Genomic DNA, 20,303 nt, shown 5'->3' on the forward strand with positions numbered 1-20,303 from the left:
TTGCGAAAGCCACTTCCGCAACCTTCAACGTTGCGAAAGTGGCTTTCGCAACGTCGCCGATGCGAGTGGACGATGGCCCGACGGGGCCGAAGAAAGAGACGGAGTAACTCCCTCCGTAATAAACATATAGCGCATGGGGGGACTTGCCACAAGACCCCGGTGATGCCTCAGACTCACTCGCCGTAGCCGAAACCTGGCGAAATGGGAGTCTGTGTCAACTCAGGGTCATGAAGAAGAGCTCCGGTCCGAACGCGAATACGTCGCCGGGCTCTACACGCGCTTGGACGCCGAACGCGCGCGTGTGAAGGGGGAGTACCAGGCCGCACTGGGCGGGACCGGCGGGACGGCCATGGAACGTGACGTCGAGGTGCGCGCGCTGGCGAGGGAGTCGCGGCGGCTGGACGTCGTCGACAACGGGCTGTGCTTCGGCAGGCTGGACAGCCTGGCGGGGGAGACCTCGTATATCGGCCGCATCGGCCTGTTCGACGAGGACGACGACTACGAACCGGTGTTGCTCGACTGGCGGGCGCCGGCGGCGCGCCCGTTCTACACCGCGACCGCGGCGACCCCGGAGAAGATGCGCCGTCGCCGCCAGTTCCACACGCACGGCCGTGAGCTGCTCGGGTTCACCGACGAGGTGTTCGGCCGCCCCGGCGGCGACGCGGAGGGTGACGCGGCGCTGCTCGCGGCCGTCAACGCGCCGCGTGGCGAGGGGATGCGGGACATCGTCGCGACGATCCAGTCCGAACAGGACGAGATCATCCGGCACGAGCATCCCGGGGTGCTCGTGATCGAGGGCGGGCCGGGGACCGGGAAGACCGTCGTCGCGCTGCACCGCGTCGCGTATCTGCTCTACACGCAGCGCGAGCGGATGGAGCGGCACGGCGTGCTCGTGGTCGGGCCGAATCCGGCGTTCCTGCACCATATCGGCCGCGTCCTGCCGTCGCTGGGCGAGACGGACGTGGTGTTCATGACCACCGGCGATTTCGTGCCCGGCAAGCACATCACCGCCGAGGACGGCCCGGAGGCCACGCGGCTCAAGGGTTCGCTGAAGATGCTGGACGTCCTCAAGGCGGCCGTCGCCGACCGGCAGCGGCTGCCGGAGGAGCCGGTGCTGATCGACCTGGCCGACGTCACCGTGCGGATCGACGCCGAGACCGCGGAATGGGCCAGGGACGAGGCGCGCAAGAGTGGCCTGCCGCACAACGAGGCGCGCGGGACGTTCACCGACATCGTCACCTACGTCCTGACCGAGCGGGCGATCGCGCGGATCGGGCGCGGCTGGCTCAGCCGGGACGACCGCGACGAATGGGAGCGGCTGCGGAAGGACCTGCTCAAGGAGCTGGCGGAGAGCGAGACGTTCACCACCGCGCTCGACGCGCTCTGGCCGATCCTGACGCCCGAAAGCCTGCTGGGGTCGCTGCTCTCGTCCTCCGAGCGGCTTCGCGCGGCGGGAGCGGACCAGGCGTTGCTGCGCGCCGACGGCGAGGCCTGGACGGTGTCGGACATGCCGTTGCTCGACGAACTGGTCGACCTGCTCGGCCGCGACAAGGCGGAGGACAAGGCCGCCGAGATGGCGCTCGCGCGGGCGAAGAAGGCCGAGGCCGAGTACGCCGAAGGTGTGCTCGACACGATGAAACTCGACCGCGAGGAGATGGACGAGGACATCATGCTGTCGGCGGAGAACCTGCTCTTCGCCGACGAGCTGGCAGACCGGTTCGTCGAGCACGACACGCGCAGCCTCGTCGAGCGTGCCTCGGCGGACCGGGACTGGACGTACCGGCACGTCGTGGTCGACGAGGCGCAGGAACTGTCCGAAATGGACTGGCGGGTGCTGATGCGGCGCTGCCCCAACCGGTCGTTCACCGTCGTCGGCGATCTGGCGCAGCGCCGGTCCGAGGCCGGGGCGCGTTCGTGGGACGCGATGCTGAAGCCGTACGTGCCGGGCCGCTGGGTCTACCGCTCGCTGACGGTGAACTACCGCACCCCGGCGGAGATCATGGCCGTCGCGGCGTCGGTGCTCGCCGAGTTCGCGCCCGAGGTCCGGGCACCGGAATCGGTGCGGTCCAACGGGATCCGGCCATGGGCGCGGCAGGTCTCCGGGGAATCCCTCGCGGGTGCCATCGAGGAGTTCGTCAAGGACGAGGCCGGGCGTGAAGGCACCAGCGTCGTGATCGGCCCGCCCGGCGTGCCGGGCACAGTGCCCGCTTCGGAGACGAAGGGGCTCGAGTACGACGCCGTCCTCGTCGTGGACCCGGAACGCATCCTGGCCGATGGCCCGCGCGGTGCCGCTGAGCTCTACGTCGCGCTCACGCGCGCTACGCAGCGCCTCGGCGTCCTGCACGAAGGCCCGCTCCCGCCCGCGCTGGCGGGCCTGAACGGACGACACGCGTGACTGGATGGACGACACGCGTGATCAGACGGACGACTCTCTGCCGTCCGTCTGATCACAGGTGTCGTCCGTTCCATCACGCATGCCGTCCGGCTGATCACGCTTGTCAGCGCGTGGGGTCCTTGCCGTTCGGTTGGCGCGGTCCGGGACCGGGTGACCACCAGCCGGGGACGACCTTCTCGCCGTGGACGATCGTCGGCGCGATCCCCTCGGTGAACGGTTCGACCTGCAGCAGCTGGCCCCACGACTGGCTCGGCTGGCCGATCAGGTAGCTGGGCACCTCGGGTTCGGCCGCGACCTCTTCGAGCCAGCCGATCGGGCCGCCGTTGGTGCTGGACGCCCAGTTCGCCTCGTCGGCGACGGCGCCGGCGGTGATCCGGTACTCGGGCATCTTCGAGATGCCGTCGTGCGAGGTCACCGGCTGCACGCACGGATACACGAACGACGCCGGCCAGTCGACGTACACCGGTTTGCCCGCGATCTTCTCGGTCAGCGTGGTGAACGTCGGCACGCGGGGCGCGGACGCGGCGATCCAGCCGTCCTCGGTGAGGTCGTTGTCGACGATGTTGATCCGCACGGACGTCGTCTCGGCGGGGAGGTCGCGCAGGTTGATCCGGGTGTCGTTCCAGCCGTTGGTCCCGGCGCCGGGCGGCAGCACGAACTGGCTGCGGACGATCTTCACGCCTTCGCTGGTGTTCACGCCGTAGTCGAGGCTGACCGACGTCGGCCGCCGGGCCGCGCCCGCGGTGGCGACCACGATCTGGCCGTCGGCCGGCTTTTCGGAGAGGGCGTACCAGTCGCTGCGCAGCCGCCCGGCCCGCGTTTCGGGGTCGAGGAAGCTGCTCCACATCGGGACTTCGTCGGGTTTGAAGCCGTGCGGCGGTTCCGCGAGGGGGTCCTTGTCGTCGATCGCGCGGGTGTGGAACCCGGTCTGCACGCGGCCGTTGTCCTGTTCGGGATCGGGCAGCGGCGGCGGGGTCTGCCCGGCGGGCGGCTCCTCCTTCTTCACCGGCACCGTCCGCTGTTCGGGCTGGGCCCGCAGGATGCTGGTCGCGGCGTCGCGTTCCACCATCACGTGGTCGGAGAGGTTGCAGCTCTTGCCGAACAGATGCCCGAAGTTCGCGGCGCCGAGGCTGTAGGAGCCCGACTGGTTGTGGATCGCCCACGCCATGCTGACGAACTCGCCCGTGGCCATCAGGCCGCAGACGACCACCAGCGACAGCGAACCGAGCCGCAGCGACCGGCTCCGCCCTTCCTGCGGTCCCGCCTGGAGACCGGGCCGGTGCGCGCGGACGTTCTCCACGAACGCGTACACCCCGGAGATCGCGGCCGCGATCAGCAGGATGGTCGACAGCGGGATCCCGCCGATCGACGGCGCCACCGCCGTCCACTGCACGCCGAGTTTCGAGACGAACCAGTACGAGTTGGGCCCGGTCGCGGCCAGCGCGCCGACCACGAGCAGCCCGGCGAGGAACGCCGCCCGGTTGCGCCGTGACCTCAGCACCGTCGAACTGGTCGCCAGCGCGGTCAGCGCCGCCATCGCCGCGCCGACCGCGGCGAACGCGCCGAAGTGGTGCGTCCACTTGGTCGGCGTCAGCGCCAGCAGCAGGAAGAACAGCGCGACCGTGCCGATCAGGCGGCGGCTGGGGCCGAGCGCGGCGCCGGGGATCCGGCCGCGGCGGAGCAGCACCACCAGGCAGGTCCCGGTGCACAGCAGCACCAGCAGCACGGGGAACCGGCGTGGCACGGAGCCGTCCGGCAGGCTCTCGAAGAGCAGCTGGTAGCGCGCGAGTTCCTGGAACCACGACAGGTTCGGGCCGACCAGGGTGCGGATCCGGGTCGCCTCCTGCACGGTGGCGAAGGTCTGGTCGGCGAACACCACGACCAGCACCAAGAGCCCGGCGGCCAGCACCGGCGCGAGCACCGGCAGCCAGCCGTTCTCGGCGCGCTGGCGCACCAGTTTGTACAGCGGGCGCGCGGCGACCAGGAACGGCGCGACCGCGATCAGCCCGGTCGGCGTCGCGGCCAGGGTGAACCCGGCCGCGGTCAGCCCGAGGCACAGCGGCAGCAGACGGCGGGTCACCAGCGCGCGCTCGACGGCGCAGATCGCCAGCAGCGAGCCCAGCGCGGCGACCGGTTCCGGCCGGACCCCGTTGTTGAACGGCATCCACCAGACCAGGAACACCGCGGCGGCGGCCCAGCCGGCGGCGCGGCTGGTGCGGACCTGGGTGCCAAGGCGCGGCATGACCTCGCGGCTGATCAGCAGCCAGCTCAGCACGCCGAGCAGGAACGACGGGAGCCGGATCCACGGCGGCACCGTGCTGACGTGCGCCATCAGCTGGTACACGTGGTAGAACCAGCCGAACGGCGCTTCGGCGACGCCGAACCAGCGGTGGTAGTTCGTGAGATAGCCGGTCTCCTCGGCCACTCTCGACATCGTGAGGATGTAGCCGTCGTCCGAGGTGACCGGGCCGATGAACACCCACGCGCCGAGCGCGACGATCACCGTCGCGTCGCGGGCGGTCAGCCGCCACCAGCCGACCGGCGCCCAGCGTGGCGCGCGGCGGGCGAAGCCGGAGTCCATCCGCCACACCGCGATCAGGCAGCCGATGAACGACAGCGCCGCGATGACGCCGATGATCCACTTCCACACGGTCGGCGAGGTCTGGTAGCGGGTGTCCGGGACGACCGAGACGTGCAGGCCGGCGATGGGGTCCTTGCCCGCGTTGATCGACGAGTAGATCCCGACCAGCCGCGGCCGGACGTCGCCGTCGGCGTGGAAGACCACGGTCTCGGCGACGGTCACCGTCATCTGGTTCGCGTCCGCGCGGAGCTTGACGTCGCAGCGGTTCTCCGGCAGCGGCTGCTGCACGATCTGCTGACCCTGGCTGGAAGCGAGCAGCACGCCGTTGTCGATGCGCAGCTGCAGGCCGACGCCCTTGCCCGCGCGCGGGTCGGTGCGGCCGTCGGGCACGGTGGAGAACAGCAGTGCCTGGCCCTGCGAGCGCGCGTCGAGCGAGCGGACCGTCGTGCACGGAAGATCGACGCGCAGGTCCTGCGCCCAGTACCCGGTCAAGGGCGCGTTGACGGAGCGGGTGTCGCCGCCCGTTGGCCAGACGACCTCCGCTGTGTCCTGCACCACCGGCAGGAAGGGGAAAGCCAATGCGCACAAGGCGGACAGCAACCCCAGCGTGACAGCGATCAAACGCATCGGCGCAACGCTAACGGGTCTGGTCCGAACGGCTTACGCAGGGCTGCCCTTCGCCGTGCCGCTCAACCAGGTTATGGCGTCCTGAACTGTCGTTACGCTGGCCGTTTCCGGCCGTGGCGGCCGCCGGACGACGACCACCGGAAGCTTCAGCTCCCGTGCCGCGGTGAGCTTCGCGGCGGTCATCGCGCCACCGCTGTCCTTGGTGACGAGGACCTCGACACCGTGCCGCTCCATGAGCGCGCGTTCGTTCCCCACCGTGTACGGCCCCCGGTCCAGCAGGATTTGGTGACGGCGGGGGAGCGGCGCCTCCGGCGGGTCGACGCAGCGGATCAGGAACCAGAGATCCAGCCCGGCGAAGGCGGCGAGCCCTTGCCGTCCGCTGGTGAGGAACACGCGTTGGCCGAGCGCCGGGAGCAGCCGCGCGGCGTGGCCGAGGTCGTCGGCCCAGTGCCAGCTGTCGCCGGGCTGCGCGGTCCAGCCGGGCCTGGCGAGCCTGAGCAGCGGCGTTCCCGTTTCCCGCGCCGCGAAGGCCGCGTTGGCGCCGATGCGTTCGGCGAAGGGATGCGTGGCGTCGATCACCGCGTCGACGTCGTTCTCGGTCAGCCACCGAGCGAGCCCTTCCGGGCCGCCGAAGCCACCGACGCGGACTTCGCCCTCAGGCAGCTTGGGTCGTGCGACGCGGCCCGCGAGCGACGACACGACGTGTTCACCGCGCGTCACCAGTTCCTTCGCGAGCTCGCGTGCTTCGCCGGTGCCGCCCAGGATCAGCAGCGTCATCGCGCCACGGCCGCGCGCCACCGCTCCAGCGTGCGCAGGTTGGCGAGCGTCTCCGCCCAGGTGAGTTCGGGTGCCTGCCGATCGTCGAGATGCGTGGCGACGTGGTCGGCTTCGCGGGCGAAAAGGCCTTGTGTCGCTTCGACTTCGATCACCTCGGGCTCGCCGCCTTCCGGCGTGAGCACGATCTGCGATGTCTTCGGCTTGCGCATCTCGTGGATCCACGCCGGTTTCGGCACGTACAGCTGCCCTTCCGAGCCGTACACGCGGATGTGATCGTCCTGCGTCAGCTGGAAACCGCAGGCCAGCTGCGCGAGGATCCCGCCCGGCAGCCGCAGCAGCCCGAACGCGACCTCGTCGACGCCGTTCTCGTCGAGCCTCGCCATCCCGAGCACCTCTTCGGGCTCGACGACGTCCTGCCCGGTCGCCGCCTGCGAGACCAGCCGCGCGAGCGACGTGCAGTAGCAGCCGACGTCGAAGATCCCGCCGCCGCCCAGCGCGGGATCGGTGAGCCGGGGGACGGCGAAGTTGTAGCTGAAGGCGACGTCCACGGCGCGGACCTCGCCGATGGCGCCGCAGGAGATCAGCTCGGCCAGCCGCCGGATCTGCGGATGCAGCCGGTACATGAACGCCTCCATGATGAAGACGTCGTTCGCGCGGGCGGCGTCGACGACCTTCTCGGCTTCGGCGACGGACATCGTCAGCGGTTTCTCGCACAGGATGTGCTTTCCCGCTTCGGCCGCGCGGATCGCCCATTCGCCGTGCAGCGGATGCGGCGTCGAGATGTAGATCGCGTCGACGTCCGGATCGGCGAGCAGGTCTTCGTAGGCGCCGTAGCATTTCGGGATCTCGAACCGGCTCGCGAACTCGGCCGCCCGGTCACCGGACCGCGCGGCGACGGCTTCGAGCACTCCGTGCTTGCTCTCTTCGACGCCCGCCGCGAACTCGGCGGCGATGGTCCCGGCGGCCAGCAGACCCCAGCGTAGGTTCTTCAAAGCGACTCCGGTTGGCTCGCGCGATCACGGGTGGCCGAATACAGGAAGCTGTCGGGAAACCCTTCCGCGGCAAGGACTTCCCCGACGAAGATCATCGCCGCGCGGCTGATCCCTGCTTCGCGGGCCTGCGCCGCGATGGTGCCGAGGGTGCCGCGCAGCACCCGCTCACCGGGCTGGCTCGCCAGCGCCACCACCGCCGCCGGGCAGTCTTCTCGATAAAAGGGCCGCAGTTCGTCGACTACTTGCTCGATGCGGTTGATCGCGAGATGCAGCGCGAGGGTGGTGCCGGTGCGCGCGAAGTTCGCCAGCGTCTCACCCGGTGGCATGGCCGTGGACCGGGCTTGAGCGCGGGTGATGACCAGGCTTTGCCCGACCTCGGGCACGGTGAGTTCGCGGTTGAGCAGCGCGGCCGCGGCGGCGAACGCGGGCACACCAGGGGTGACGTCGTAGGGAACGCCTGCCGCGTCGAGGCGGCGCATCTGCTCGGCGACCGCGCTGTAGATCGACGGATCGCCGGAGCAGAGCCGCGCGATCTCGTGGCCCTTGCCGTGGGCCTCCACCATGCGCTCGACGATCGCGGGCAGGTCGAGGTTCGCGGTGTCGACGAGCGCGGCGTCGTCCGGGCAGTACTCCAAGAGCGCTGTCGGCGTCATGCTGCCGGGGTACAGGCAGGTCTGGCAGCGGCCGAGCAGGTCACGGCCCCGGACGGTGATGAGGTCGGCCGCGCCGGGACCGGCGCCGATGAAGTGGACAATCACGACTTGCTCCATTGGGTCACGGCTCGCGCCGGGGTCCAGCCGGTGAATCCGCCGAGCGGCGCGGCCTGTTCGACGGCGACGCGGATCAGCTCCCCGCCGTGTTCGCCGTACGCGCGGGCCAGTGCCTGTTCGGATTCGAGGGTCACGCCGTGCGCGACGATCCGCGCGCCGGTCGCCAGGCAGGCGTCCAGGACACCCGGCACGGTCAGCCCGCCGCCGATGAAGATGGCGTGCGGCTTGGTCAGCCCTTCGAGTGCTTCCGGCGCGGAACCGATCACCACATCGAGTTCCGGGACGCCGAGCGTGTACGCGTTCCGGGTGATCCGGGCGGCCCGTTCCGGCGACCGCTCGATCGCGATCGCCCGGTTCAGCGGATGCGCGCGGGACCATTCGATCCCGACGCTGCCCGCGCCCGCGCCGACGTCCCACAGCAGCTCGCCGGGCGTCGGCGCGAGCCTGGCCAGCGCGGACGCGCGGAGGTCGCGTTTGGTGAGCTGGCCGTCGTGCTCGAAGGCGTCGTCCGGCAGCCCGGTCAGCGGCAGCGCGGGACCGTCGGCCTCGATGGCGAACACGGTCAGCGAGCCGGGGCCCACCCGTTCGTCGGGGCCGCCGAGGTCGGACAGCGCGGTGACGCGGCTCTTGCCGTAACCGCGGGTTCTGAGCAGGTCGAGCAGGTCTTCGGCGTTCGCGCCGAGGACGAGGATCTTCCTTCCGGGCGCCAGCACGCGGCTCACGCGGCCGATCGCACGGCCGACGACGGTGACCACCTCGGTCTCCTCCGCCGGCCAGCCGAGCTTCGCGCGGGCGAGCGTGACCGAGGACAGCGCGGGCAGGACCTCGACGTCGTAGCCGCGCTGGATCAGTGTCGTGCCGATACCGGACAGCAGCGGATCGCCGCTGGCCAGCACACAGACGCGGCCTTCCCGCTCGGCGAGGAAGCCGTCCAGTGCGGGCAGAAGCGGGCTCGGCCAGGGCTCGGATTTCATCCCGGCAGGCAGATACGCGAGCTGCCGCGGCGAGCCCACGACCACGTCGGCGCCGAGCAGTGCCTCCTTGGCCCGCTCGGACAGGCCGGGCCAGCCGTCGGCCCCGATCCCGACGACCGTCAGGGGTGATTTTTCGCGCACCTCGGTCACGTTAGATGACGGAATTCCTATGCGATGATCGGCCAGAGGTCGTCGACGACAGGAGAGCTGTGAAGCCGTACCCGTTCACCGCCGTTGTGGGGATGCCGGATCTGCGCTTGGCGCTGGTGCTTTCCTCCATCTCGCCCGCCGTCGGCGGGGTGCTGGTGCGCGGGGAGAAGGGCACGGCGAAGTCGACGATGGTGCGCGCGCTGGCCGGTCTCCTGCCCGGTGTCGACGTCGTGGACGCGTGCCGGTTCTCCTGTGACCCCGTCGAGCCCGATCCGGCCTGCCCCGACGGCCCGCACGCCGAAGGCTCGCCCGCGCACCGCCGTCCCGCGCGGCTCGTGGAACTGCCGGTCGGCGCGGCCGAAGACCGCGTGATCGGTTCGCTGAACCTGGAGCGCGCGCTCGCGGACGGCGTGACCGATTTCCAGCCCGGCCTGCTCGCGGCCGCGCATCGCGGGCTGCTGTACGTGGACGAGGTCAACCTGCTGCACGACCACCTGGTCGACACGCTGCTCGACGCCGCCGCGATGGGGCGCGCGACCGTCGAGCGCGAGGGTGTCTCGGTGTCGCACGCGGCCCGGTTCGTCCTGATCGGCACGATGAACCCCGAGGAAGGCGAGCTGCGGCCGCAGCTGCTGGACCGCTTCGGGCTCACCGTCGAGGTCGCGTCCAGCCGGGATCCCGAACTGCGCGTCGAGGTCGTCCGGCGGCGGCTCGCCTACGAGGCGGACCCCGACGGTTTCGCCGGACAGTACGCGGCGGCCGACGCCGAACTCGCCGCGGACATCGAGGCGGCACAACGACTTCTGCCTTCGGTCAAACTCCCCGACGACGCGCTGCGGCAGATCGCCGAGGTCTGCGCGTCCTTCGAGGTCGACGGGATGCGCGCGGATATCGTGACCGCGCGGACCGCGGTCGCGCACGCCGCCTGGGCCGGCCGCACCGAGGTGACCACCGACGACGTCCGGGTCGCGGCCCGGCTCGCGCTGCCGCACCGCCGTCGCCGCAACCCCTTCGACGCGCCCGGGATCTCCGAGGAACAGCTGGAGCAGGCGTTGCGGGACGCCGAACCCGAAGGCCCCGGTCCCGACGACGACGGTCCCGGCTCGGGAACTCCGCCGGAGGGCGGCGAAACCTCAGGCCCGCCGCCGTCTGAGGGCGGCCAGGAGCCGTCGGGAGGCGGCAAGAGCGGCGGCGACCAGAAGCCGGTCGGCGCCGGGGAAGCCTTCCGCGCCAGGCGTTTCGAAGTGAAGGGCACCGGCGAAGGCGCCGCGGGACGGCGGTCGAGGGCGATCACCGACAACGGCCGGACCATCGGCGTCCAGCCCGCCGGGACCAAGGACGGGCATCCTCATCTGCTCGCGACCGTGCGCGCGGCCGCGCCGCATCAGCGTTCGCGCGGCCGCAGCGGTGCCGGGCTCGTGGTGCGGCCCCAGGATCTCCGGTTCGCGCGGCGGGAAGGGCGTGAGGGCAATCTGGTGCTGTTCTGCGTCGACGCGTCCGGTTCGATGGGCGCGCGGCAGCGGATGCGCGAGGTCAAGACCGCCGTGCTGTCGCTGCTGCTCGACGCGTACCAGCGCCGCGACAAGGTGGGCTTGGTGACCTTCCGCGCTTCCGGCGCCGAACTCGCGCTCCCGCCCACGATCAGTGTCGACGCCGCGGCGTCCCGTTTGGACGGTCTCGCGACCGGCGGCCGCACACCACTGGCCGAAGGACTTCTCGAAGCGGCAAGGGTGCTGCGGATCGAAGCGGTCCGTGATCCATTGCGGCGTCCGCTGCTCGTCGTCGTCACCGACGGCCGCGCGACCAGCGGCGCCGACGCCGTCCAGCGTGCCCGGCAGGCGGCCGGGTTGCTGGCCGGGAACGTCACCTCGATCGTGATGGACTGCGAGAGCGGGAAAATGCGGCTCGGGCTCGCCGCCGAACTGGCGGAACACCTTGGCGCGGAACACGTCCCGGTCGCCGAGGTCGCCGCCGACACCCTCGCGGGCGCCGTCCGCACCCGTATCTCCGGAAAGGCGGCGTAATGCCACAGGGCAAACCGGAAACCGTGCCGAACGACGGTCTCACCACCCGCCAGCGCCGCAACCGGCCGCTGCTCGCCGTGCACACCGGCGAGATGAAAGGCAAGTCCACGGCCGCGTTCGGGATGGCGCTGCGCGCGTGGAACCAGGGCTGGTCGATCGGCGTGTTCCAGTTCGTCAAATCGGCGAAATGGCGCGTCGGCGAGGAAGCCGCCTTCCGCGCGCTGGGCAAGCTGCACGACGACACCGGGCAAGGCGGCGCGGTCGAGTGGCACAAGATGGGCGAAGGCTGGAGTTGGGCGCGTAAATCCGGTTCCGAGGAGGACCACGCCGAGAACGCGCGTGAGGGCTGGGCCGAGATCAAACGCCGTCTCGCCGCCGAAACCCACGACTTCTACGTCCTCGACGAGTTCAGCTACCTGCTCAAATGGGGCTGGCTCGAAGTGGACGACGTCGTCTCGACGCTGACCGCGCGCCCCGGCCATCAGCACGTGGTGATCACCGGCCGGTACGCGCCGCCGGAGCTGATCGAGGCGGCGGACCTGGTCACCGAGATGACGAAGATCAAGCATCCGATGGACGCCGGGCAAAAGGGCCAGCGAGGTATCGAATGGTGAATCGCGTGGTCGTCGCCGCGCCCGGCTCCGGGCACGGCAAGACCACGATCGCCGCGGGCCTGATGGCGGCGTTGCGCGCGCGGGGGCTGAAGGTCTCCGGGCACAAGGTCGGCCCCGACTTCATCGACCCGAGCTACCACGCGCTCGCCACCGGGCGTCCCCCGCGCAACCTCGACCCGTTCCTCCAAGGCGAGGACCGGCTGATCCCGTTGCTGCGGCACGGTTCCGCCGGCGCCGACATCGCGGTGATCGAGGGCGTGATGGGCCTGTTCGACGGGGCGCTCGGCACCGAGGGCTACGCGTCGACCGCGCACGTCGCCCGGTTGCTGGACGCGCCGGTGGTGCTCGTCGTGGACGCCTCGGCCGCGTCCCGCAGTGTCGCCGCGACCGTCCTCGGGTTCGCGCAATACGACACCCGCGTGCGGCTCGCCGGGGTCATCCTCAACAAGCTGGGCTCGCAACGGCACGCGGACGAGATCGTCACCGCGCTGGAAGCGACCGGCGTCCCGCTGCTGGGAACGTTGTACCGCAACGAAGAGATCCACGCACCCAGCCGTCACCTCGGCCTGGTCCCGGCGGCGGAACGGGCGAGCGAGTCCGAACGCCTGCTGCCTGAGTTGGCCGCGTGGATCAGCGAAGGGGTGGACCTCGGCGCGATCGTGCAGGTCGCGCGGTCGGCTTCGCGGCTTTCGGGGGAGCCCTGGCGGCCTCCGTTCTCGTATGAGGGGCGGCGGTCGGTCGTCGCCGCCGCGGCCGGTCCGGCGTTCACCTTCCGCTACACCGAGGCCGTCGAACTGCTCGCCGCCGCCGGTGTCGACGTCGTCGACGTGGATCCCTTGCAGGACAAGGAACTTCCCGAAGGCTGCGCCGGGCTGTACTTCGGCGGCGGGTTCCCCGAGGTGCACGCCGAAGAGCTGTCGGCGAATCTCCCGCTGCGGACGGCGATCGCCGGGGCGGTCGGCGGCGGGATGCCCGTCGTGGCCGAATGCGCGGGGCTGCTGTACCTGTGCCAGGACATCGACGGGCTGCCGATGACCGGCGTCCTCGACGCGTCGGCCACCATGACGAAACGCGGAAAACTCGGGTACCGCAAGGCTTTCTCGCCCGCCGACAATGTGCTCGCGGTCGCCGGGCAACGGGTCACCGGGCACGAATTCCACCGCACGATCGTCGAACCCGGCAGCGGCCCGACCCCGGCCTGGGGCTGGGACCGCACTCCCGACGGCTTCGCGTCGGCGTCGCTGCACGCGTCGTACCTGCACGTCCACTGGGCCGGGTACCCCGAACTCGCCGAGCGGTTCGCCGCCGCGGTGCACGCTCATGGCTGATTACGACCTTTGGCATCACGGCGATCGCGAGGTCGGCGAAGGTCTCGTCGATCTGGCGGTCAACGTCCGCCTCCCGGCGCCGCCCGCTTGGCTGCGCGCCGAACTGGCGGCGGCCCTCGACGACCTCGCCGCCTACCCGGACGTCACCGCCGCCACGGCCGCGGTCGCCGCCCGGCACTCGCTGCCCGAGTCCCGGGTCTTGGTGACCTCCGGCGCCGCCGAGGCCTTCACGTTGCTGGCCACGGCGTTGCGCCCGGCGTACGCGGCGGTCGTGCACCCGCAGTTCACCGAACCCGAAGCCGCCCTGCGCGCGGCCGGCCATGCCGTGCACCGGGTGGTGCTGTCGCCGGACGACGGTTTCCGGCTGCGCGACGTTCCGGAAGAAGCCGATCTGGTCTTCGTCGGGAACCCCACGAATCCGACCTCCGTGCTGCATCCGGCCGCGGACCTGCTCGCGCTGGGCCGCCCGGATCGGCTGGTCGTCGTCGACGAGGCCTTCCTCGACGCCGTCCCCGGCGAGACCGAAAGCGTCGCGGGGCGACCGGGTTTCGTCGTTCTCCGCAGCCTGACGAAAACGTGGGGGATCGCCGGGCTGCGCGCGGGATACGTGCTGGCCGACGAGTCCGTTGTGGACAGTCTGCGCGCGGTGCAGCCCCCGTGGTCGGTGTCGTCGCTGGCCGCCGTCGCGGTGGAGGCGTGTTGCCGTCCGGCGGCGCTGGAGGAAGCCGAGAAGCTGGCCGTGGCGGCGGAAGCGGACCGGGAGTACCTGGTTTCGGGCCTGGCCGCGCTGGGTGTCGAGGTGCTGGGGGAGCCTCGTGGGCCTTTCGTGCTCGTGCGGCTCCCGGGCGCCGACGGTGTCCGGGAACGGTTGCGGGAGCGCGGGTTCGCCGTCCGGCGTGGGGACACCTTCCCGGGGCTGGACGCGCGGTATCTGCGGATCGCGGTGCGGGACAGGGAGACGGTGGACGCGTTCCTGGCCGCGCTGGCTGTTTTCGCTCCAGCGCAAAGGCGTGGCCAGGAGGGCGGCGAGCGCGAATAGTCCCAGGCACTGCATCCCGATTCGAAGCAGGAGGGGAAACCTATGCGTGCCATGGGGAAGATGATGAAACGCGTCGTCACCGGAGCGGGCGTCATCGCCGCGGTGGGGCTCGCCGTTCCGGGCAACGCCGTCGCGGACGAACGCGCCGGGGACACACCCGACGGATACCGGACGAAGATCTCGAGCCCGGTGGCCACCTACGGCTGGGTCGAATGGAACGACTACCGCGACAGCGACCACGGCGACGACATCGACAACTTCTACGTCCAGGACAACTGGGGCGACGGACTGTCGATCGAACTGCGCGTCTACTGGAAGGGCAAGACCTACAAGGCCCACGCCTACGGCGGCGAGACCAAGAAGATCGACATCGGGAACGTCCCGAACAACGAGAAGGTCTACTGGCGGGCGTGCGGCTGGGACAACAGTCAGGAGATCGGCTGCACCCCGAAGTACTCGTTCCAGGAGTAGCCCGGAGCCTTCCGCTCAGGTCGCGAAAGCCACTTTCGAGACGCTAGACGTCCTGAAAGTGGCTTTCGCGACACAAAGTGTCCGGCCGCGCCCTCTCCGGATGGTTGGATGGGCGAGTGAACTTCGTGATCGGCGTCTTCGATCTCTTCGCCTACACCATCCCCGGCGCGCTGTACGTCGCGTTTTTCGGCTACCTCGGGGCGAAACTCCACATCCTGACGGCGGCGAGCGTCGGCGGCGTGCCGACCGTGGTGCTGGTCGTCGTGATCGTGGTGCTCAGTTTCCTGCTGGGCTATTTGGCGTATCCGCTCGGCGAGGCGATGGAGCGGATCGTGCCGCGCAGGCGGAACCGGGACGCGGCCCGGGATTTCGTCCGCCGGATGCCCGCCGCGAAGGACCGCCCGTTCCTGAAGGAGAACCCGCATCTCCTGCTGTGCGCGCTGCAACTGCACGACAAGGAGGTCGCGGCCGACGTCACGCGGCTGCGCGCGTCCGGGCTCATGGTGCGCAACTGCGCGCCGCCGTTGCTGTTCGGCGCGATCGCCGCGATCGTCGACATCTTCGCGGGCAAGCACCCGTTCGTCGCCGCCGTCGTCGCGGCGCTGCTGCTGTTCTCGTCGCTCACGTTGGTGTCGCAGGGGCGGAAGCTCGGCCTCTGGGCCGGGATGAAGACCTTCGAGCTGTGCTTCTGGCTGCCGGAGATCGACGAGAAACTCGCGGTTCCTCAGAACGACGAGGCCAGCAAGACCGCCGCGACGGCGACCTCGACGCAACCCCCGAGCACGTCCCCGGTGACCCCGCCCAGCCGCTGAACACATCGCGCCAGCAGCGCCGACGCGGCCAGATAGCCCAGTGCCACCGCGATCAGCCCTTGCCACCACGGGAGTACCAGTGCCGCCGCGCCGGCCAGCACGGCGAAGACCACGGCCGCCGCCCACCTCGGCACCGAACCGGCGACGGTCGCGCCCAGCCCTTCCGGCCGGGCCGACGGGACACCGCGCGCACAGCACAGCGAGAGCACGCCGCGTCCGGCGACGACCGCGACCGCGGCCGCCGCGATCCCGTGCCCGGCCGAGATCGCCCCGGCCAGCGCGCCGGCCTGGACGAGCAGCCCCAGCACCAGGGTCGCGATCCCGGTCGGCCCGGAATCCCCGCGCCGCATGACTTCCAGCGCCCGAGCGCGGTCGTACGAGGCGCCGAGCCCGTCGGCCGTGTCGGCGAGCCCGTCCAGATGGAGCCCGCGGCTGCCCAGTGCCACCGCGCCCAACGCGAGCGCCGCCGACGCGAACGCGGGCAGGCCGACCAGCTCACCCAGGAAGACGATCACCGCGGCGACGGCCGCGAGCGGCACGGCGGCCAGCGGGCCGAGCACCATCGCGCCGCCCGCCACCCGCCGGTCGATCACTCCCGGTGCCGGCACCCGGACGGTGGTCAGGGTGCCGACGGCCATCCTCAGCGCGTCGGCGATCAAGCCAGATCCGCCAGCAGGCCCATGTCCGCGAGGATCGCCCGCGCCGCCCTCAGCGTCGGCACCGCCTGCACGGCGCCACTGCCTTCGCCGAGCCGCAGCCCGAGGTCGAGGATCGGCTCCAGGTCGAGCGCCTTCAACGCGTACGCCTGCGACGGCTCGGTCGACCGGTGCCCGGCCAGCCACCACCGCTCGGCGCCCGGCGCGATCTCGCGGGCGACGACCGCCGCGGCCCCGGAGAACACGCCGTCGAGCAGCACCGGCACCCCGCGAACCGCCGCCTGCACGAGAAAACCCGCCGTCGCGGCGAGACAAGCGCTGCCGAGCGCCGTCAGCAACGTGAAGGGGTCCTTCACCGCACCGGCCCTGATCAACGCGGCCTCGACGACCGCGAGCTTCCGCGCGCGCCCGGCCTCGTCGATCCCGGTGCCCGTACCGACGACGTCTTCCGGGAAAAGGCCGAGCAACGAGGCGACCACGGCCGCGCAGACCGTCGTGTTGCCGATCCCCATGTCACCGGGGATGAGCAGATCCGCGCCGCCGTCGATCTCCTCGTCCGCGATCGCCAGCCCGTGCTCGAACGCCGTCCGCGCCTCGCCCTCGGCGAGCGCGTCCTCGACGTCGATCGCGCCGGAACCCCGTCGTACCTTGTGCGCGGTGACCTCGGCGGGCACGTCCGCGCCGTCCCAGTCCACCGCTATATCCAGCACCCGCACCTTCGCCCCGGCCAGCCCGGCCAGCACGCTGACACCGCTCTTCCCGGCGAGGAACACCCGGACCATCGCCGCGGTGACCTCACGCGGATACGCCGACATCCCGGAAACCCCGTGGTCCCCGGCGAAGACGACCACCCGGACGTCGTCGAGCGGCCGCGGCGGGACGACACCGTGCGCCGCGCTCAGCCAGGCGGCCAGGTCTTCGAGCCGTCCGAGCGAACCGAGCGGCTTGACCAGTCCGTCCAGTCTGGCGCGCGCGGCGGCTTCGGCGGCGGCGTCCGGGGCGGGGATGGCGAAAGGCATGGGCAGGCTCCCTAAGGCAGGTCGAGCATCCGTCCGGCGACGACCAGCACGGTCCGGTCGGACACCGCGGACACCCGGTTGTTCAGCGCGCCCAGCACATCACGGAACAGGCGTCCGGACACCGTCGCGGGCACCACACCGCTGCCGACCTCGTTGCTGACCGCGATCACCGGCACGTCGGCCTGCGCCCACGCCGCCAGGAAATCCTCCAGCCGGTCGTCGAGCCGCCGCTCCCAGCCGTTGCGCTGCTCCCAGGCGCCGACCTCGTCGAGCACCCGGCTGATCCACGTGCCGAGGCAGTCGATGAGCAGCGGATGCGTCGCCGTGCGCAGCACCGTGGCCAGGTCGGTGGTCTCGACGGTCTTCCAGTGGCCCGGCCGCCGCGCGCGGTGCGCGGCCACCCTGGCGGCCCACTCGGGATCTTCGGCGCTCGGCGGCAGCCCGGGCGCGACGTAGGTCAGGTGCGGGTGGCGGGACGCGAGCCGCTCGGCGTGGTGTGACTTCCCAGAGCGGACGCCGCCCAGTATCAGCACCTTGCCGTCGTCGCGCGAATAGCGGCGAAGTGCCCGCGCGAGGGTCTCCAGGACCTTCGCGAGGCGATGCGTCAGCTTGGTCATACCCCGCATTCTCGTGCACGCGCTACCGTTCGCCACGTGCCACTCCGACAAGCCGCCACCGCAGCCGGACTCGTGACCGGTTACGTCGCCGACGCCGTGTTCGGAGATCCACGGAAGTGGCATCCGGTCGCGGGCTTCGGGCGCGCCGCGCAAGCCCTCGAACAGCGGATTTACGCCGATTCGAAGGTGCGGGGAGCGGCGTACACCGCGATCTGCGCGGGCACCGTCACCGGATTGGGGGTCGCGGCCCGGTTCGTCACCAGGAAGCGCCCGTTCGCGCGGTTCGCGCTCACCGCGGCGTCCACCTGGGTGGTCCTGGGCGGCAAGGGGCTCGCGGCCGAGGGCACCCGCATGGCTCATCTGCTCGACGATGGCGACCTGCCCGGCGCCCGGCGGCGGCTTTCGCATCTGTGCGCCCGCGACGCCACCGGCCTCGACAGCGAGCAGCTCGCGCGCGCGACCACCGAGTCCATCGCCGAGAACACCTCCGACGCGGTCGTCGCGCCGCTGCTGTGGGGCGCGGTCGCCGGGATCCCCGGCCTGCTGGGTTACCGCGCGCTCAACACGCTCGACGCGATGGTCGGCTACCGATCGCCGAAATACGCCGACTTCGGCTGGGCGTCGGCGCGGACGGACGACCTGGCGAATCTGGTTCCGTCCCGGGTCGGCGCGGTGCTCACCGTGGCGTCGGCGCCGCTGGCGGGCGGCTTCGCCAGGCCCGCGTTCCGGATCTGGCGCCGCGACGGGAAGCACCATCCGAGTCCCAACGCGGGCCAGGTCGAGGCCGCCTTCGCCGGCGCGCTCGGGATCAGGCTGGGCGGGACGAACAGCTACGGCGGCCGCACCGAACGCCGCGGCGTCCTCGGCGACGGCCGCGAACCGGAGCCGGTGGACGTGCGCCGCGCGGTCCGGCTGTCGAGGGCGGTCGGGCTGGCCGCGCTCGCCGTCGCGGTGGCGGTCGCGCGGTGAGCGGCCTGCTCGTCGCGGGGACGACGTCGGACGCGGGCAAGAGCCTGGTCACCGCCGCGTTGTGCCGCTGGCTCGCGCGCCGGGGCGTGCGGGTCGCGCCGTTCAAGTCCCAGAACATGTCGAACAACTCGATGGTGTGCTCCGACGGCGCCGAGATCGGCCGCGCGCAATGGCTTCAGGCGCGGGCGGCCCGTGTCGAACCCGAAGCCGCGATGAACCCGGTGCTGCTGAAACCGGGGAGCGATCGGCGCAGCCATGTCGTCGCGCTCGGGAAACCGTTCGGCACGCTGGAAGCGGGGGAGTACGCGACGGGACGGGCCGGGCTCGCGGAGATCGCCTTCGACACGTTCTCTTCGCTGCGGAAGCGCTTCGACGTCGTGCTGTGCGAAGGCGCGGGCAGCCCCGCCGAGATCAATCTGCGCGAAGGCGACTACGTCAACATGGGGCTGGCGCGACGCTTCGGCCTGCCCGTGGTCGTCGTGGGCGACATCGACCGCGGCGGCGTCATGGCCGCGATGTTCGGCACCCTCGCCCTGCTGTCCGCCGAAGACCAGGCGCTGGTCTCGGGCTGGCTGGTCAACAAGTTCCGCGGTGACGTGGGCCTGCTGCGGCCGGGACTGGAGACGCTGGAGAAGCTCACCGGCCGCGAGGTCTTCGGCGTGCTGCCCTGGCTCGACCAGGTGTGGATCGACTCGGAGGACGCGCTGGCCGCCGCGGGCTGGGGCGCTTCCGGCGGGTCTCTGCGAGTCGCCGTCGTGCGTTTCCCGCGGGCCTCCAACGCGACCGACGTCGACGCGCTCGCCGCCGAGCCCGGGGTCTCGGTCGCGTTGACCGCGGACCCGGACACGGTCCGTTCCGCCGATGTGGTGATCCTGCCGGGTTCCCGCGCGACCGTGGACGATCTGGCGTGGCTGCGGGCGCGTGGCCTGGCGGACGCCGTGCGCACGCGGGCCGAGGCGGGGCGCCCGGTGCTGGGGATCTGCGGCGGCTATCAGATGCTGGCCGCCGAGATCGAGGACGACGTCGAATCCGGCGCCGGAACGGTACCCGGGCTCGGCCTGCTGCCGACGCGCGTCTCGTTCAACGCCGACAAGGTGCTGGCCCGGCCGACCGGTTCGTGGCGCGGCCAAGCCGTGGAGGCGTACGAGATCCACCATGGCACCGTGACCGCCACCGGCCCCGCCGAGTCCTTTTTGGACGGATACCGGCGGGGCGCGGTGTGGGGCACGATGTGGCACGGGGCCTTCGAGAACGACGGCTTCCGGCGCGCCTGGCTCGGCGAGGTGGCGGACTGGTCGCCCGCCGCCGGGGCACCGGGCTTCGGCGCGCTGCGGGAGAGCATGCTGGATCGGCTCGCCGACGCCGTCGAGGAGCACGTCGACACCGCCCGGCTCCTGCGCCTGATCGAGGACGGTCCCGACGGCTCTCTGCCTTTCGTACCGCCTGGGGTCTCGTGAGTGGCGAGGACGGTTAGAACCGTCCTCGCCA

At 71.4% G+C, this 20,303-nt stretch carries 17 protein-coding genes; 9 read left to right on the forward strand and 8 right to left on the reverse strand.

The features are described 5' to 3' along the window. The first annotated feature begins 211 nt into the window (after positions 1-211). The gene (gene helR / locus ACFWIW_RS04305; RefSeq protein ID WP_378367071.1) at positions 212-2,395 is read left to right on the forward strand and encodes an RNA polymerase recycling motor ATPase HelR; all 2,184 of its coding nucleotides are present in this window, start codon (positions 212-214) and stop codon (positions 2,393-2,395) included. Between the two features lie 103 nt (positions 2,396-2,498). On the opposite strand, the gene ACFWIW_RS04310 is transcribed toward helR, so the two are convergent. From ACFWIW_RS04310 to cbiE, 5 genes are read right to left on the reverse strand one after another with little or no spacing between them, the layout of a single operon-like run. Beyond that, the gene (locus ACFWIW_RS04310; protein WP_378367072.1) at positions 2,499-5,603 is read right to left on the reverse strand and encodes an arabinosyltransferase domain-containing protein; all 3,105 of its coding nucleotides are present in this window, start codon (positions 5,601-5,603) and stop codon (positions 2,499-2,501) included. A gap of 33 nt (positions 5,604-5,636) precedes the next feature. Next, a complete protein-coding gene (locus ACFWIW_RS04315) occupies positions 5,637-6,380 on the reverse strand; it encodes a cobalt-precorrin-6A reductase (RefSeq protein WP_378367197.1) in 744 nt (247 codons plus the stop codon). Further along, positions 6,377-7,372, reverse strand: coding sequence for a Gfo/Idh/MocA family protein (locus ACFWIW_RS04320; protein ID WP_378367073.1), 996 nt, complete (start codon positions 7,370-7,372; stop codon positions 6,377-6,379). The genes ACFWIW_RS04315 and ACFWIW_RS04320 overlap by 4 nt, the downstream gene beginning before the upstream one ends. Continuing rightward, positions 7,369-8,130, reverse strand: a complete 762-nt coding sequence (gene cobM, locus ACFWIW_RS04325; protein WP_378367074.1) for a precorrin-4 C(11)-methyltransferase — start codon at positions 8,128-8,130, stop codon at positions 7,369-7,371. Before cobM ends, ACFWIW_RS04320 begins: the two co-directional genes overlap by 4 nt. Continuing rightward, positions 8,127-9,266 carry a precorrin-6y C5,15-methyltransferase (decarboxylating) subunit CbiE gene (cbiE, locus tag ACFWIW_RS04330; RefSeq protein ID WP_378367075.1) on the reverse strand — a complete coding sequence of 380 codons (1,140 nt, stop codon included), beginning with the start codon at positions 9,264-9,266 and terminating at the stop codon, positions 8,127-8,129. The genes cobM and cbiE overlap by 4 nt, the downstream gene beginning before the upstream one ends. Before the next feature lie 59 nt (positions 9,267-9,325). Here cbiE and ACFWIW_RS04335 point away from each other — a divergent pair, with 59 nt between their 5' ends. The 6 genes from ACFWIW_RS04335 (at position 9,326) to ACFWIW_RS04360 (ending at position 15,554) form a co-directional block, all read left to right on the forward strand. Continuing rightward, the gene (locus tag ACFWIW_RS04335) at positions 9,326-11,290 is read left to right on the forward strand and encodes a putative cobaltochelatase (protein ID WP_378367076.1); all 1,965 of its coding nucleotides are present in this window, start codon (positions 9,326-9,328) and stop codon (positions 11,288-11,290) included. Continuing rightward, a complete protein-coding gene (gene cobO / locus ACFWIW_RS04340) occupies positions 11,290-11,904 on the forward strand; it encodes a cob(I)yrinic acid a,c-diamide adenosyltransferase (protein WP_378367077.1) in 615 nt (204 codons plus the stop codon). Before ACFWIW_RS04335 ends, cobO begins: the two co-directional genes overlap by 1 nt. Then, the gene (locus tag ACFWIW_RS04345; protein WP_378367078.1) at positions 11,898-13,232 is read left to right on the forward strand and encodes a cobyrinate a,c-diamide synthase; all 1,335 of its coding nucleotides are present in this window, start codon (positions 11,898-11,900) and stop codon (positions 13,230-13,232) included. The genes cobO and ACFWIW_RS04345 overlap by 7 nt, the downstream gene beginning before the upstream one ends. Then, positions 13,225-14,271, forward strand: a complete 1,047-nt coding sequence (cobC, locus tag ACFWIW_RS04350) for an Rv2231c family pyridoxal phosphate-dependent protein CobC (RefSeq protein WP_378367079.1) — start codon at positions 13,225-13,227, stop codon at positions 14,269-14,271. The genes ACFWIW_RS04345 and cobC overlap by 8 nt, the downstream gene beginning before the upstream one ends. Positions 14,272-14,313: 42 nt before the next feature. Then, positions 14,314-14,742, forward strand: coding sequence for a hypothetical protein (locus ACFWIW_RS04355; RefSeq protein WP_378367080.1), 429 nt, complete (start codon positions 14,314-14,316; stop codon positions 14,740-14,742). A gap of 116 nt (positions 14,743-14,858) precedes the next feature. Beyond that, positions 14,859-15,554 (forward strand): hypothetical protein, encoded by a 696-nt coding sequence (locus ACFWIW_RS04360; protein WP_378367081.1) that lies wholly within the window; start codon positions 14,859-14,861, stop codon positions 15,552-15,554. On the opposite strand, the gene ACFWIW_RS04365 is transcribed toward ACFWIW_RS04360, so the two are convergent. Genes ACFWIW_RS04365 through ACFWIW_RS04375 form a run of 3 tightly spaced genes read right to left on the reverse strand, consistent with a single transcriptional unit; the run spans position 15,467 to position 17,846 of the window. Beyond that, positions 15,467-16,213, reverse strand: a complete 747-nt coding sequence (locus ACFWIW_RS04365; RefSeq protein WP_378367082.1) for an adenosylcobinamide-GDP ribazoletransferase — start codon at positions 16,211-16,213, stop codon at positions 15,467-15,469. The genes ACFWIW_RS04360 and ACFWIW_RS04365 overlap by 88 nt on opposite strands. Next, a complete protein-coding gene (gene cobT / locus ACFWIW_RS04370) occupies positions 16,210-17,229 on the reverse strand; it encodes a nicotinate-nucleotide--dimethylbenzimidazole phosphoribosyltransferase (RefSeq protein WP_378367083.1) in 1,020 nt (339 codons plus the stop codon). The genes ACFWIW_RS04365 and cobT overlap by 4 nt, the downstream gene beginning before the upstream one ends. Before the next feature lie 11 nt (positions 17,230-17,240). Next, on the reverse strand, positions 17,241-17,846 hold the full coding sequence (locus ACFWIW_RS04375) for a bifunctional adenosylcobinamide kinase/adenosylcobinamide-phosphate guanylyltransferase (protein ID WP_378367084.1): 606 nt from the start codon (positions 17,844-17,846) through the stop codon (positions 17,241-17,243). Between the two features lie 36 nt (positions 17,847-17,882). Here ACFWIW_RS04375 and ACFWIW_RS04380 point away from each other — a divergent pair, with 36 nt between their 5' ends. Beyond that, complete coding sequence (locus tag ACFWIW_RS04380; protein ID WP_378367085.1) at positions 17,883-18,815, forward strand: cobalamin biosynthesis protein; 933 nt, start codon at positions 17,883-17,885, stop codon at positions 18,813-18,815. Further along, positions 18,812-20,272: a cobyric acid synthase gene (locus ACFWIW_RS04385; RefSeq protein ID WP_378367086.1), complete on the forward strand. Its 1,461-nt coding sequence runs from the start codon at positions 18,812-18,814 to the stop codon at positions 20,270-20,272. The genes ACFWIW_RS04380 and ACFWIW_RS04385 overlap by 4 nt, the downstream gene beginning before the upstream one ends. Positions 20,273-20,303: the final 31 nt, after the last annotated feature.

Source organism: Amycolatopsis sp. NPDC058340, assembly GCF_042723975.1.
GTDB lineage: Bacteria > Actinomycetota > Actinomycetes > Mycobacteriales > Pseudonocardiaceae > Amycolatopsis.

Excerpts from the sequence above, each read along its gene's own strand:
- ACFWIW_RS04310 (WP_378367072.1), bottom strand. The coding sequence starts at position 5,603 with ATGCGTTTGATCGCTGTCACGCTGGGGTTGCTGTCCGCCTTGTGCGCA.
- ACFWIW_RS04315 (WP_378367197.1), bottom strand. The coding sequence starts at position 6,380 with ATGACGCTGCTGATCCTGGGCGGCACCGGCGAAGCACGCGAGCTCGCG.
- cobO (WP_378367077.1), top strand. The coding sequence starts at position 11,290 with ATGCCACAGGGCAAACCGGAAACCGTGCCGAACGACGGTCTCACCACC.
- ACFWIW_RS04345 (WP_378367078.1), top strand. The coding sequence starts at position 11,898 with ATGGTGAATCGCGTGGTCGTCGCCGCGCCCGGCTCCGGGCACGGCAAG.
- cobC (WP_378367079.1), top strand. The coding sequence starts at position 13,225 with ATGGCTGATTACGACCTTTGGCATCACGGCGATCGCGAGGTCGGCGAA.
- ACFWIW_RS04355 (WP_378367080.1), top strand. The coding sequence starts at position 14,314 with ATGCGTGCCATGGGGAAGATGATGAAACGCGTCGTCACCGGAGCGGGC.
- cobT (WP_378367083.1), bottom strand. The coding sequence starts at position 17,229 with ATGCCTTTCGCCATCCCCGCCCCGGACGCCGCCGCCGAAGCCGCCGCG.
- ACFWIW_RS04375 (WP_378367084.1), bottom strand. The coding sequence starts at position 17,846 with ATGACCAAGCTGACGCATCGCCTCGCGAAGGTCCTGGAGACCCTCGCG.